Here is a 12,559-nt window from a genome sequence, read left to right as displayed (position 1 = left end):
GTCTTCCTTGTCATACGATGACATCTTGCGCGGTCTGGTCTCCGACCCGGAACACACGTTTGTAGCGGTCGATTTCGCTGGCGGGCCCCATGGCCTTGTTCGGATTGTCCGACAGTTTGACCGTCGGGTTGCCATTGGCCGACACCGCCTTGCAGACCAGCGAAAAAGGCGCCAGCCCATCGCCTTTGACCAATGTGCGGAAATCATTGGTCAACAAGGTGCCCCAGCCAAAGGAAATGCGGGCACGATGGTTGAATTGCTGATAGAGCTCGGCGATCATCTCGACATCCAGCCCGTCGGAGAAAATGATCCTTTTCTCGGATGGATCCTCGCCGCGATCACGCCACCATTGAAGGGCAATTTCTGCCGCTTCCGCCGGATTGCCGCTGTCGATGCGGATGCCGGTCCAACCGGTCAGCCAATCCGGTGCCCGTTCCAGAAAGCCTTTGGTGCCATAGGTATCGGGCAAGATGATCCGCAAGTTGCCGTCATGCTCTGCCTGCCAGTCCTTGAGCACCTGATAGGGGGCGTTGGCCAGCTCTTCGTCGCTGGTGGCGAGCGCTGAATAGACCATCGGCAACTCGTGCGCATTGGTGCCGATGGCTTCGAGCTCGCGTCGCATGGCAATCAGGCAATTGGAGGTGCCGACAAAATTCTCGCCCAAGCCTTCATGCATTGCCTGCACGCACCAGTCCTGCCACAGGAAGGAATGACGCCTGCGGGTGCCAAAATCGGCAATCTTGACATCCCCGATGGTCCGCAGCTGCTCGACCTTTTCCCAAAGCTTGGTCATTGCCCGGGCATAAAGCACCTGCAGCTCAAACTGCTTCATCTCATGCAGGATTGCTCGCGACCTGAGTTCCATCAGCACCGACAGAGCGGGGATCTCCCACAGCATCACTGCCGGCCAGTCCCCTTCAAAGCTCAACTCATACTGATCGCCGACCCGTTCCAGATGATAGGGTGGCAGGGTCAGATTTTCGAACCATTCCATGAAATCGGGATGAAACATCGACCGTTTGCCATAGAACATGTTGCCACGCAGCCACGTGCTTTCCCCCCGCGACAGGCGCAGGGTTCGGATATGGTCGAGTTGGGCGCGCAACTCCCCTTCATCGATCAGCTTGGCCAATGGCACATCTTTTGACCGATTGATCAGACTGAAGGTGACATGAACATTCGATCTGTTGTGAAAGACCGACTGGGCCATCAAGAGCTTATAGAAATCAGTATCGATCAGCGATCGGACGATGGGATCGATTTTCCAGCGATGGCTGTAGACGCGCGCGGCGAGATCCGTTGGCATGGAGTCTCCTTACCCGAATTCAAATTGCACGACAGGCTGGCCCAGCAGACCGTCGGTTGCAAGTCCTTTTTGTGGCCTGTCCCTAAGGGTCAGGTCCGAAGCGACAAACAGAAACAACAGGATCAGTCGAAGAACTGGACCCCATGGTCACGCATATCCTGCAACGCTGCGGCGAGCGACCCTTCCATGTCGATGGCCCGGCAAGCCGCCAGATCGACGGACACATCAAAGCCCAGCTTGGCTGCATCCACAGCCGAATAACGCACACAGAAATCGGTGGCCAGACCCACCATCATCAAGGCAACCACGCCCCTTTCGCGCAAATAGCCCTCGAGCCCGGTTGGCGTGTGATGATCATTTTCAAAAAAGGCCGAATAGCTATCGATCGCCGGGTTGGTGCCTTTTCGCAAGATCATGGATGCGCAGTCCGTTTCCAGATCGTTGTGGAAGGCGGCGCCCTCGCTGCCCTGAACACAATGGTCGGGCCAGAGGATCTGATCACCATAGGGCATGGTGACATGCTCATAAGCGGTCTTGCCCTGATGGCTTGAGGCAAAAGATTTATGCCCCGCTGGATGCCAGTCCTGCGTCAACACGATATGGTCAAAGCTCTGCTGCATCTGATTGATCCGGCTGATGATGGCATCGCCGTTCGGCACGGCCAGCGCACCACCGGGGCAGAAATCATTTTGCAAGTCAATAATGATAAGAGCTTGATGGGACACGCTTTTCATGGGGGTGCCTTTCTTCTTCCGTATGGCCTGGTTGCAGCCATGCAAAGACTATTCGGTCCTGATCGATTATTCCAGCCTCTTCTTGCCTAGATCCGGGCACAAAAAAAGCCGGGGAAATCCCCGGCCTTGTACCCTGTTTGCGCTTGAGGCGGCGATCAGTTGTTCAGGCTTTGCAGATAACCGATCAGGTTGGCGCGGTCGGTATCCTTCTTCAGACCGGCAAAGGCCATGGAGGTCTTGCCAACAAGATCCTTTGGCTTGGTCAGGAAGGCGTTGAGCGTGTCTGCATCCCAGCTTTTGCCTGCACCGAATTCGGTCATGGCATCGGAATAGCCAAAGCCATCGACGCTGGCAACCGCACGGCCAAAGACATCATGCAGGTTCGGACCGGTTTTGGCGCCGGCACCGGCTTCAAACGTATGGCAGGACTGGCATTTCTTGGTGACCTTTTCACCCTTGTCGATATCGGCTGAAGCCAACAGGGTGGCAAAATCCACTTCCTCTTCGGCTTCCTTGGCCGGACCGCCGGTATCGGATGCGTCTGCAATCTCAATCACGTAACCCGGTGTCTCGGGTGTTTCCTCATGGAAAATGTAACCCGTGACCATGCCTGTCACCATGATGAAGATCAGCGCGGCCAACAGCGCGCCAAAGGCTTTGTTCAGTTCGAAAAAGTTCATTGGTCCTTGCTCCGGGGTCTTTGTGACGGACATTATCCTAACAGCATCGCGCGCCCATGTCGCGCTCATGACTGTTGCAATAACTATTTGAAGCGGAAACTACTAGCTTTTACTAATAAATGTCCATAGGAATACCGGCTAAGATGGATCGACTTTCGCCACAGATTGCTTCGTTTTCAACAATATTGGAGGAATTTTTGATGTCGGCTGTAAATCATCCAGGGAAATCGGTCATTCTCATTCCCGCTCGGATGACATCTGTCCGTCTGCCGAACAAGCCCATGCTCGATATTGCAGGGGAACCGATGATCGTTCATGTATGGCGGCGTGCCATGCAAGCCAACGTCGGGCAGGTTTTGGTTGCCGCAGATTGTCACCAGATCGCTCAGGCAGTGCGTGATGCAGGTGGCGACGCCGTCGTGACAAATCCCGATCACGCCTCTGGCTCCGACCGCATCTTTGAAGCGCTCGAGCATATCGACCCGAACAAGCGCATCGATTATGTGATCAATGTGCAAGGGGACCTGCCGACCATCAATCCAGCCGTGATCCGTTCCTGCCTTGAGCCGATGGAAGACCCTGAGGTCGATATCACCACGCTGGCGGTCGAGATCCGTGAAGAAGCCGAAAAGACCAATCCCAATGTCGTCAAGGTCGTTGGTTCTCCGTTGAGCAAGGACCGCATGCGGGCGCTGTATTTCACCCGTGCGACCGCCCCTTTTGGTGATGGTCCGCTCTATCACCATATCGGCCTCTACTGCTATCGCCGCAAGGCTTTGGAACGCTTTATCAGCCTGAATGTCTCTCCCCTTGAAGGGCGCGAAAAACTGGAACAATTGCGGGCACTTGAAGCTGGCATGCGGATCGATGTGTCGATCGTTGACGACGTGCCGCTCGGGGTTGACACGCCTGCCGATCTTGAGAAAGCTAAAGCCATCCTTGCCTTCCAATCCTGATTGACACCGGATCCACCGGGACGTGTGTGAAAGACAAGAGGAAAAGGCAAGAAAAATAGACAGATATCTGACCCCGGCTGTCGTGCGGCAGCCGGGGTCTTCATCCCAATAGAGGCGTGGCAAGCCATGCGCTCGCTCGCCAAGGAGCCAACATGACCATCAAGAAAGTCGTCTTTCAGGGAGAGCCCGGAGCCAATTCCCATATTGCCTGCAACAATGTCTATCCCGACTTTGAAGCGGTACCGATGGCGACTTTTGAAGATTGCTTTAATGCGGTTCAGAATGATGATGCCGATCTGGCGATGATTCCGGTGGAGAATTCGGTGGCTGGCCGCGTTGCAGACATTCACCATTTGATGCCAACCTCGGACCTGCACATCATCGGTGAATATTTCCTGCCCATTCATCACCAACTGGTGGGGGTGCGGGGGGCATCTCTCGATGAGGTGAAAAGCGTTCAGAGCCATGTGATGGCCCTTGGCCAATGCCGAAAGGTGATTCGTGAAATGGGCGTGCGTGCGGTGATCGGAGCGGACACAGCAGGCTCCGCCCGGCAGATTTCAGAGCGCAAGGATCCCTCTCAGGCAGCCATTGCCTCGGACTTGGCCGCTGACATTTATGATTTGGATATTCTCAAACAGGATGTCGAGGATGAAACCCACAACACCACCCGCTTCATCATCCTGTCGAAATATCCGATCAAGGCCGACCACGGGGTTGGGCCTGTGGTCACGACCTTCTTCTTCAGGGTTCGCAACGTGCCCGCCGCGCTCTACAAGGCAATGGGTGGTTTCGCGACCAACGGCGTCAACATGACCAAGCTGGAAAGCTATCAGACCGGCGGCAAGTTCTTCGCTACGCAGTTCTACGCCGATATTGAAGGGCACCCGGATGACCCTCGCGTGGAGCTGGCACTCGAAGAGTTGCGCTTCTTCTCCGCCGAGTTCAAGATTCTCGGAGTCTATCCAGCGCATAGCTATCGCAACACAAATGCCGAACCGGAAGCCAACCGTGCTCTGCGTCCAAGTCCGGATGTTTGATCAGCCATGGTCTGATACAGCCAAGACCGAACCCCATGGCCTGCTCGGGTCATGGGGCCTTTGGCAGTGCAGCGGACCAACCGCTAAAGGGGCAGCCCCGGTTGATGCGGGCTTTGGGTGGCTCTAGCACCGATAGGCGTAGGTGAAGACCAGTGTGTCTGTCGTCCAGCGACCAGTCGGGCGGCAGCGATTTTGCACTTCCCTGTTGCCTTGCACAGTCACTTTCAGCTGGTTCGTCGCGACCGGGCCCTCGACATGATAGGGCAGGGGAGATCCGGGGCAATATTTTGAGAAAACCCGTGCCGTTCCGACATACCAGTTCCCCTGCTTGTTGCCGTTGAACAGCAGCGTACCAGGACCGACCGCAAGGCCTGCGCGGGGTTGTTCATAATAGAACCAGCGGTTATTGCCTTGTGCCACCAAGCGCATCAACGACCCATTGTGCCACCAGCAGCTGTCGGCAGAGGCCTGACCCGTCGGCAGCAACGCGATGCCGAAAGACATGGCAAGGATCAAGGTCAGGATTGTTTTGTTTATATTTATTTGAAACCACCGAATAGTCATTTTAAATCCCCCCGAAAATACATCAAAACTCCCTACAAACCTAGCATGCATCGGCACGGTCGGGAAAGCAATTCTGCTTACGGCAAAGGCTGGAAGTGAAACGAGAGGAGATTAGATAAATACAACGTTGAATAAAATGAAACTGCATCAGTCAATGCATTTGGTTTTTTCTATCTTGGTAAGCCTTGTCTCTGATCGAAGCCTCATGTTGCTCGGATTTTGTGCAGTTTATTCCTAAAAAGGATTGATGTCGCTCACCCTTTGTCAATGTTTTCTTGTTACCTTCGACCAGACAAAAACAAAAATGACCGCGAACAAAAAAATGGGTGTTTGCAGTGACGACTCGAACGCAAACCAGTGAAATTGTTGCTTCCAAAGCACGAACGCGATTCTTCGCGCTTTCGACTTTGCCCGCGTTTTTTGCTGCATTGGTGGTCGTGGTCGCCACCTTCGTTGCCGAAGATGTCAGTCGTGAATTCGAGCACAATGACATGCGCAGGTACCTTCAGCAGAAAACCAACCTGATCGGATCTCGCTTGCAGGGCCGCATCACCGCCAATGTCGAGCTGGTTCGTGGTTTGGCCGCAACCATTGCAACGGATTCCGACATTGATCAGGAGCGTTTCACTGCTCTCGCCAACAGTCTTGATAATGCCCGCAGCGACATCCAGAGCTTTGCCGTCGCACCGGACCTTGTCGTTTCCATGGTCCACCCGCTCGAGGGCAATGAGGCAGTGCTTGGATTGGACTATCGCACCAATGAAGCACAACAGGCCATGGCTTTGCAGGCCCGGGATACAAAGGAGACGATATTTGCCGGGCCAGTCGATCTGGTGCAGGGTGGGCGTGGGTTCATTGCCCGCTATCCGATTTTCAATCGTCTCCCCAACGGCAGAGAGCAATTCTGGGGTCTTCTGGCGGCGGTCATTGATGCCGACACGCTGCTGAAATTATCGGGGATCGTCGATAACACTGAGGTTGAATTCGCGCTGGTGGGGCGTGATGGACGAGGTTTTGCCGGCAATCAGTTTTTTGGTGATGCGAAGATTCTGGAGAATGATCCGGTCAGCAACTTTATTGACTTCGGCTCGGGACAATGGATCCTCTATGCGATTCCAAAGGGGGGATGGGCGACCACTTCAAAAAATGTGTGGTTCATCCGTGCCGTCGGATTGTGCATCTTCTTTTTGGTTGTTGTGCCGATTTACGGGATTGGGCGCCTTTATCAGGAACGCGGGGTTCATCTGGCAGACAATCTGGCCAATCAGCAAAAACTCGCCCATATGACCAAACGTCTGGAAATGGCGTTGCAAACCTCGAAAATCGGGGTTTGGGAGTTCGATCCGGCCTTGGAAAAAACCCATTGGGACGAGCGCATGAAGGAGTTGCATGGGCTGCCTCTCCATGAAGATGTCACGGATCAATTCTGGCGTGACAGACTCCACCCCGATGACAGGGACCGGGTGATCGAGGAGATTCGTGTTGCGGTCGAGAATGGCACCCTGTTCAAATCGCAATTCCGGATCCGACCTGCAGGTGGCAAGGAACTCACCATCCGGGCTGTCGGCTCGTTGCTGGTCAGTGCCAGTGGTGAGCGCCGGCTGATTGGGGTCAACTGGGACATTTCGGAAGATGTCGCCCGCGAGCACGAACTCGAAGAAGCGCGCGCCGAAAGCGAGCGCCGCTATCTGGCACTGGAACAGGCTCAGGTGAAAATCCGGGAAAGTGCCCTGCATGACTTCCTGACCGGACTGCCAAATCGTCGCTATCTTGACGACTTGCTTCACCGACGCAACGGTGACGGTCCCTGTATTGATGATCAGACATGTCTCATCAAGATAGATCTCGATGGCTTCAAGGAAGTCAATGACAATTACGGTCACGCCGCAGGCGATGCGATCCTCGTTGAAGTGGCTTCCTTATTGCGTAGAGTGATCAGCGAGGAGGAATTCACCGCCCGTGTTGGTGGCGACGAGTTCATTATTCTCTGCCAAACCGATGAAGAACTGGAGCGTCCCGTCGCCCTGTGTGGTGAGGTGCTCGAAGCCCTCCAGACCCCGATCGAGTTCAACGGCAGGAAATGCCGCATCGGGGCCAGCATCGGTATTGCCCTCTCGGTGGATGCCAAAAACGATCCGGACAAGCTGTTGTCCAATGCGGACCTTGCGCTCTATCAGTCCAAACAGACAGGCAAGGGGCGTTATAGCTTCTTCAGTGAGCCGTTGGTTCAGAAAGCCCGACAGCAACGCCGTCTTGCCGACGATGTGCTGCGCGGCATCGAAAACCGCGAGTTTATCGCCTTCTATCAGGGACAATATTCCGCCAAGACCCACGAGCTGGTCGGAGCCGAGGCGCTGGCACGCTGGCAGCATCCAGAGCGCGGCCTGGTCAGTCCGTTCGAGTTTGTCGAAACGGCTGAAGCCCTTGGCGTCATGGGGGCGATTGACGCCCAGATTCTTGACCACGTGATTGCCACCAAGAAGCGCTTCGATCAACAGGGCTTTGTCGTGCCGCGCCTGTCGGTCAATGTCTCTGCCAAACGTCTTGGTGACAAGGATCTGATTGGCAATCTCAGAAAGCTCGATATCAATCCCGAAAGTCTGACCTTCGAGCTGGTGGAATCCACCTTCCTGGACCGTAGCGACGCGCAGGTTGCGGCCAATATCCGGCAAATTCGCGATATGGGCATCGACATTGAAATCGATGATTTCGGCACCGCTTACGCCTCGATCGTCAGCCTGACCCACCTGCTACCGAACCGTCTGAAGATTGACCGTGAACTGGTCTTGCCGATCATCGAGCGCGAAGACCAGCGCGAGTTGGTCCATTCCATCATCCATATCGGCCGCACTCTTGGCATCGGCTCGGTGGCTGAAGGGGTTGAGAGCATGGAACATGCCGAGATTTTGCGCATCATGGGGGTCGACATCCTGCAAGGCTTTGCCTTCTGTCGTCCCCTGTCGGCGGAGGATTTCTACCGCCATCATCACACATCAACCGGCTCCAACGCATGGCGGGTTGCCGCGACTTGATCGCGAAGTGAGGATCAGACCGACTGTGTAGCCATAGGACAATGGGGCTCGGTGAGCCCCATTGTCCTTTGTCGTTTCATGACGTCAGTTCAATGATCCTGACAGTCAGCCAACAGTCGGGCGGGCGGACATTCAGGCCGGCATCATTTGATAGCTCACCGGGACATAGCGGAAGCCGGTGTCGCGTTGTTCCACAAACCCGGCGGCCGGGAAGGGCATGTGATAGCCGATCAATGGCACCCGATCCGCTGCCAGCATGCCAAGGATCTTGCGTCGGGTTGCCGCAGCGGCTGCTTTGTCCATATCAAACTTCACTTCCCAGTCGGGATAGGCCAGCGACCAGACATAATGGTTGGCCGTATCGGCCATCAGCAACAATTGCTGCCCGTCGCTCTCCAGCATATAGGCCATGTGGCCCGGCGTGTGACCATGGGCGGCAACCGCGGTGATGCCTGATGCAACCGAGCCTCCATCATTCAGGAAGGTCATCTTTTCTGCCAGCGGTTTGACCTTGGCGTCGAAATTCTTGTTGTCGGCCTTCGACCAGTGATCAAATTCCTTTTGGCCCGTCAGATAGACCGCATTGGCAAAGGTCGGCATATCCCCATCCATGAGACCGCCAATATGATCGCCATGCATATGGGTGATGACCACATGGGTCACATCTTCCGGCATTGTGCCAGCCTCGGCCAGAGCAGCCGTGATGCCTGCGGCATTCAGTCCCGTATCGAACAGGATGACATTGCCACCCGCCCGCACCAATGTCGGCGTGAAATAGAATTGTGCCATATCGGTGCCAATGAAGTTTGCCGCACTGACCTTTGCAAAGTCGTCGTCGGACACGTTCAGGCCGAAAATGCCGTGCGGGTTATCGCGCGGCACCGAGCCCGCCAGCAAAGCCACGACATCCAAGGAGCCGACCTTGAAGCCCCGTGCCTTGGCCATCGGCATCATTGCCTTGTTATCCCCATTGGCAAAACTGACTTTCGGGGCCAGCATCGCACCGGTTGCACCAGCAGCAGCCAGCATCGCTGTGCGTCGATTGATCTTCATATCCATTTCTATCTCCCCTAGAAAAATGCGCAAAGCACACGGTTCCTACGTGAAGATCCTATCATCCGGATTACCTGATCGGTGAACACGCTTTTGTGACCAGTGCCGCCTTGCCGCCCACCAATGACGTTGCGCCCGGACTTTGGTTACTGAATCGGTAAGGTTAACAGGAATTATTCTTTTCCCATTGTAGGTGCCTTTATCCATTTCAGTTATCCTTCACCGAACAACGCAAATCGTGGCGTTGATTGGCGTCTGACGGGACTAGACAAGACAAAAAGCAGAATGAAGGCATGACAGAAAAAGCAAAACCACATTTTGGACTATTCGCTGTCTGGCGCCTGATCGCAGCAATTCTGGTGATGATCTATCATTTCAGCGCCTACGGCCCGGAATTCTATCAGGCGTTGAACATTGGCATGGAACGCCTGACGCCGATGCTCGACATGTTTTTCATCATTTCCGGCCTGCTGATCTGGTTTCATTATGCTGATCGGATCCAGAACTGGCAGTCTCTGCGCGTCTTTATCGTCAGGCGGTTGGCGCGGATATATCCGCTGCATCTGGTCACGCTAAGCTTCTTTTGTGTTGTCGCACTGGCCGTCCATTTCGGAGTGGTTTCCACCGCTGATCCGGAGCGCTACAGTCTTGTGGAACTCGGGCGAGAGCTGTTGTTGATCAACGCCTGGGGGACAGGCGATGTGCTGGGTTACAATTATGTTTCCTGGTCTTTGTCAGCGGAATGGTTCGCCTATCTGGCTTTTCCCTTGATCGTGTTCATCTATCGCCGCAATGGATTGATCGGTTTGGTCACCCTGCTGCTTTGCTGTGTTGCAGTCCTGGAAGGGGCAACGAAACTCGAACTGATGCCATTCCCCACCTGGCTTGAAGCCAATACGTGGGGGGCCTATCGGGTGTTGGCGGACTTTGTGCTCGGAGCAATTCTGGCCGATTGCATTCTGCGTCATCCGGTCAAGGTGAAGTCTCATCTTGCCCCATGGGGCCTGTTCGCGCTGTCGATGATCATGATGATCAGTGGCGTTTCGTCGGGATATCTGACCATCGCTGTGATTGCGCTGTCGCTCTATGTTGCGGGCTGCATCGATTTGGTATCCCCCGAAAAGGGCCGTTACCTGCGACCACTGATGCCTGTTGCTGCCGTGTCCTTTGGCATGTATCTCTGGCACCCGGTTTTGGCCGTGACCCTGCTCGGCTTTGGCTGGCGGCACATCCTTGAACCAATGCAGACTGTGCCCTTCACAGCCATTCTCATTGTCGGCCTCATTGCCAGCACCATCGTAGCGATGATCTCGGCGCGCCAGATCGAACAGCCGATGCGTGCGATGATCCTGTGCCTTGCAGAAAGCCGCAAAACCAAAAGACAGAAAGCTTCAGATCGGGCCAGTGCCATTCCGGCAGAATAAGCGGGCAGGGCCCCAAAAGCAGGTTTTTATGCAGGATCTGCCTCGGCCCATTCCTTGATCAGCCAGTGGGCAATCGAAAAACCACCGGGCACATGCGGCTCCGGCGAGCCGACCGGCCGTTCCATCATCACCTTCAGCGCCTCACGGCTATACCAATGGGCCTCGCCCAGCTCGGTGTCATCGAGCGTCAGATCCGTCGACAGCGCTTCGGCAAAACAGCCAAGCATCAGCGACGAAGGGAAAGGCCAGGGCTGGCTGGCGAGATAGCGCACCGCCCCGATCCGGACACCCGCTTCCTCGAAAATCTCCCGACGGACCGCATCTTCCAGTGTCTCACCCTGTTCCATGAAACCGGCAAGCGTTGAGAACATCGGATCTTCAAACCGGGTGTGCCGCGCCAGCAGGCAACGCTCGACGCCTTCCGCATCGCGATGGATCGCCAACATGATCACCACCGGATCCGTGCGCGGGAAGTGCACCGCCTCGCAAGAGGGACAATCCCGTCGGGCACCAGCCAGCGCAACATGGGTCTTGGCACCGCATTTGGCACAATATTGATGGGTGTCATGCCAATTGAGCAAGCTACGCGCCTGCGCCACCGCACCCAGCTGATCCGCGGGCAGCATGTCTTTCAAGCCAACGGCCCGCACGGTCTCCAACTGATAGTCCGCATGCTCTTCATAGGCCGCTGCCCGCTCTGGCAACAGCGGGGCCGCCAGCCGTGGGGCATTGTCCTCGACAGGGTCGGTGCCAAGCAGGATCACCCGATCCATATCCGCACCCAGCTCGGAAGCCATCTTTTGGCAATAGAGCGGATCAAACCGATCCGGCTTCACCCGCACCAGCAACCGATCCCCATCAAACAAATAAAAGCGGGCCCGGTCGTGGGCCATTCGATCCTTGAGCGTGGCCTCGGTGCGATGCTCGGTGTCCCGATCGAGTCGATTGTGGGCATATCCCAACCCCTCAAATGATGGATTGTGGCGGGGTCCGGCGAAAAAGTCCGACATGGTCAACTCCGTTGGGTCTTCAATAGAAGTTTTGGTCAAAAAAGGGGAGGCAAACAAGAGGAGGGCAGGGCAAAGCCAGAAACGGCTTAAAGCTCTGCCATGATGGCTCTCTTCATGTCAGCAATCAAGGCATTGCCGTCCATTTCATCATAAGCCACCGCTGGCACCTTGCCCCAGACCGGGCCGGGCCAGGCTGCATCCCCTTCAAAGCGGGCAATCACATGGATATGCAGTTGGCGCACCATATTGCCAAGGGCTGCGACATTCAGCTTGTCGCACTTGGTCACCGCTTGCAGCGCGGTTGAAACCGCCCGGATTTCGTCGGTCAATCGATGCTGATCCTCTATCGATAAGTCGATCAGCTCCGCAAGGCCCGCTTGCTTTGGTACCATCAATATCCATGGATAGGTCGCATCATTCATCACCCGCAGGGTGCACAGATCAAGTTCGAGCAAAGGCAGACTGTCGGCGCCAAGTTGGGGATCAAGTGTGAATTGGCTCATACCAAAGCTCCGCTTTTGTAAAATGAATCGACTATGCCCCTTGCTTTAGCATGCAACAAGTGACATATGAACAGACGGAAGGTTGGCAATGGACGTTCCCCTCGCCAATCGGGTCAGGTCCGGAAGGAAGCAGCCCCAACGAGTCCAGAGCGGGTCATCTGTTCAGCCTTCCACTTATTCCCAGAAAATTTATCCAAGCCGCTGTTCCAGCCAGTGCTTTTGTGCGCCCTGCTGCCTGTCAACAGATCGTCCCCGTA

General features: G+C 55.4%; 12 protein-coding genes and 1 other RNA gene. 5 read left to right on the top strand and 8 right to left on the bottom strand.

Annotated features, from left to right (window positions below):
• Window positions 1–10 precede the first annotated feature (10 nt).
• From pncB to FDK21_RS10155, 3 genes are all read right to left on the bottom strand, one after another.
• Window positions 11–1,306: a nicotinate phosphoribosyltransferase gene (gene pncB / locus FDK21_RS10165; protein ID WP_114007614.1), complete on the bottom strand. Its 1,296-nt coding sequence runs from the start codon at window positions 1,304–1,306 to the stop codon at window positions 11–13.
• Between the two features lie 122 nt (window positions 1,307–1,428).
• Window positions 1,429–2,040: a bifunctional nicotinamidase/pyrazinamidase gene (gene pncA / locus FDK21_RS10160; protein ID WP_138148426.1), complete on the bottom strand. Its 612-nt coding sequence runs from the start codon at window positions 2,038–2,040 to the stop codon at window positions 1,429–1,431.
• 155 nt (window positions 2,041–2,195) lie between these two features.
• Window positions 2,196–2,720 (bottom strand): cytochrome c family protein, encoded by a 525-nt coding sequence (locus FDK21_RS10155; RefSeq protein WP_157967490.1) that lies wholly within the window; start codon window positions 2,718–2,720, stop codon window positions 2,196–2,198.
• A gap of 200 nt (window positions 2,721–2,920) precedes the next feature.
• Here FDK21_RS10155 and FDK21_RS10150 point away from each other — a divergent pair, with 200 nt between their 5' ends.
• Window positions 2,921–3,676 carry a 3-deoxy-manno-octulosonate cytidylyltransferase gene (locus FDK21_RS10150; RefSeq protein ID WP_114008535.1) on the top strand — a complete coding sequence of 252 codons (756 nt, stop codon included), beginning with the start codon at window positions 2,921–2,923 and terminating at the stop codon, window positions 3,674–3,676.
• A 152-nt stretch (window positions 3,677–3,828) separates the two neighbouring features.
• Window positions 3,829–4,716, top strand: a complete 888-nt coding sequence (locus FDK21_RS10145; protein ID WP_114007611.1) for a prephenate dehydratase — start codon at window positions 3,829–3,831, stop codon at window positions 4,714–4,716.
• Window positions 4,717–4,839: 123 nt separating this feature from the next.
• Here the strand turns inward: FDK21_RS10145 and FDK21_RS10140 are convergent, their stop codons facing one another.
• The gene (locus FDK21_RS10140; RefSeq protein WP_114008534.1) at window positions 4,840–5,220 is read right to left on the bottom strand and encodes a hypothetical protein; all 381 of its coding nucleotides are present in this window, start codon (window positions 5,218–5,220) and stop codon (window positions 4,840–4,842) included.
• A 211-nt stretch (window positions 5,221–5,431) separates the two neighbouring features.
• Window positions 5,432–5,728, bottom strand: a complete 297-nt coding sequence (locus tag FDK21_RS10135) for a hypothetical protein (RefSeq protein WP_138148425.1) — start codon at window positions 5,726–5,728, stop codon at window positions 5,432–5,434.
• Window positions 5,729–5,771: 43 nt separating this feature from the next.
• On the opposite strand from FDK21_RS10135, the gene FDK21_RS10130 reads away from it, so the two are divergent.
• Complete coding sequence (locus tag FDK21_RS10130) at window positions 5,772–8,312, top strand: EAL domain-containing protein (RefSeq protein ID WP_138148424.1); 2,541 nt, start codon at window positions 5,772–5,774, stop codon at window positions 8,310–8,312.
• Between the two features lie 132 nt (window positions 8,313–8,444).
• On the opposite strand, the gene FDK21_RS10125 is transcribed toward FDK21_RS10130, so the two are convergent.
• The gene (locus FDK21_RS10125; RefSeq protein ID WP_114007609.1) at window positions 8,445–9,371 is read right to left on the bottom strand and encodes an MBL fold metallo-hydrolase; all 927 of its coding nucleotides are present in this window, start codon (window positions 9,369–9,371) and stop codon (window positions 8,445–8,447) included.
• Between the two features lie 287 nt (window positions 9,372–9,658).
• Here FDK21_RS10125 and FDK21_RS10120 point away from each other — a divergent pair, with 287 nt between their 5' ends.
• Complete coding sequence (locus FDK21_RS10120; RefSeq protein WP_138148423.1) at window positions 9,659–10,789, top strand: acyltransferase; 1,131 nt, start codon at window positions 9,659–9,661, stop codon at window positions 10,787–10,789.
• 26 nt (window positions 10,790–10,815) lie between these two features.
• Here FDK21_RS10120 and nudC read toward each other — a convergent pair whose 3' ends face one another.
• Complete coding sequence (gene nudC, locus FDK21_RS10115) at window positions 10,816–11,799, bottom strand: NAD(+) diphosphatase (protein WP_138148422.1); 984 nt, start codon at window positions 11,797–11,799, stop codon at window positions 10,816–10,818.
• A gap of 86 nt (window positions 11,800–11,885) precedes the next feature.
• Window positions 11,886–12,302, bottom strand: coding sequence for an HIT family protein (locus tag FDK21_RS10110; RefSeq protein ID WP_138148421.1), 417 nt, complete (start codon window positions 12,300–12,302; stop codon window positions 11,886–11,888).
• Between the two features lie 77 nt (window positions 12,303–12,379).
• On the opposite strand from FDK21_RS10110, the gene ffs reads away from it, so the two are divergent.
• Window positions 12,380–12,476: signal recognition particle sRNA small type (ffs, locus tag FDK21_RS10105), an RNA gene on the top strand.
• Window positions 12,477–12,559 lie beyond the last annotated feature (83 nt).

The organism is Cohaesibacter sp. CAU 1516, assembly GCF_005771485.1.
GTDB lineage: Bacteria > Pseudomonadota > Alphaproteobacteria > Rhizobiales > Cohaesibacteraceae > Cohaesibacter > Cohaesibacter intestini.
This window is presented reverse-complemented; position numbering and strand designations above follow the sequence as displayed.

What these genes read in the sequence shown, in the direction of transcription:
- pncB (WP_114007614.1), bottom strand. Translation starts at nt 1,306, where the DNA reads ATGCCAACGGATCTCGCCGCGCGCGTCTACAGCCATCGCTGGAAAATC.
- pncA (WP_138148426.1), bottom strand. Translation starts at nt 2,040, where the DNA reads ATGAAAAGCGTGTCCCATCAAGCTCTTATCATTATTGACTTGCAAAAT.
- FDK21_RS10155 (WP_157967490.1), bottom strand. Translation starts at nt 2,720, where the DNA reads ATGAACTTTTTCGAACTGAACAAAGCCTTTGGCGCGCTGTTGGCCGCG.
- FDK21_RS10150 (WP_114008535.1), top strand. Translation starts at nt 2,921, where the DNA reads ATGTCGGCTGTAAATCATCCAGGGAAATCGGTCATTCTCATTCCCGCT.
- FDK21_RS10145 (WP_114007611.1), top strand. Translation starts at nt 3,829, where the DNA reads ATGACCATCAAGAAAGTCGTCTTTCAGGGAGAGCCCGGAGCCAATTCC.
- FDK21_RS10140 (WP_114008534.1), bottom strand. Translation starts at nt 5,220, where the DNA reads ATGTCTTTCGGCATCGCGTTGCTGCCGACGGGTCAGGCCTCTGCCGAC.
- FDK21_RS10130 (WP_138148424.1), top strand. Translation starts at nt 5,772, where the DNA reads ATGCGCAGGTACCTTCAGCAGAAAACCAACCTGATCGGATCTCGCTTG.
- FDK21_RS10125 (WP_114007609.1), bottom strand. Translation starts at nt 9,371, where the DNA reads ATGGATATGAAGATCAATCGACGCACAGCGATGCTGGCTGCTGCTGGT.
- FDK21_RS10120 (WP_138148423.1), top strand. Translation starts at nt 9,659, where the DNA reads ATGACAGAAAAAGCAAAACCACATTTTGGACTATTCGCTGTCTGGCGC.
- nudC (WP_138148422.1), bottom strand. Translation starts at nt 11,799, where the DNA reads ATGTCGGACTTTTTCGCCGGACCCCGCCACAATCCATCATTTGAGGGG.
- FDK21_RS10110 (WP_138148421.1), bottom strand. Translation starts at nt 12,302, where the DNA reads ATGAGCCAATTCACACTTGATCCCCAACTTGGCGCCGACAGTCTGCCT.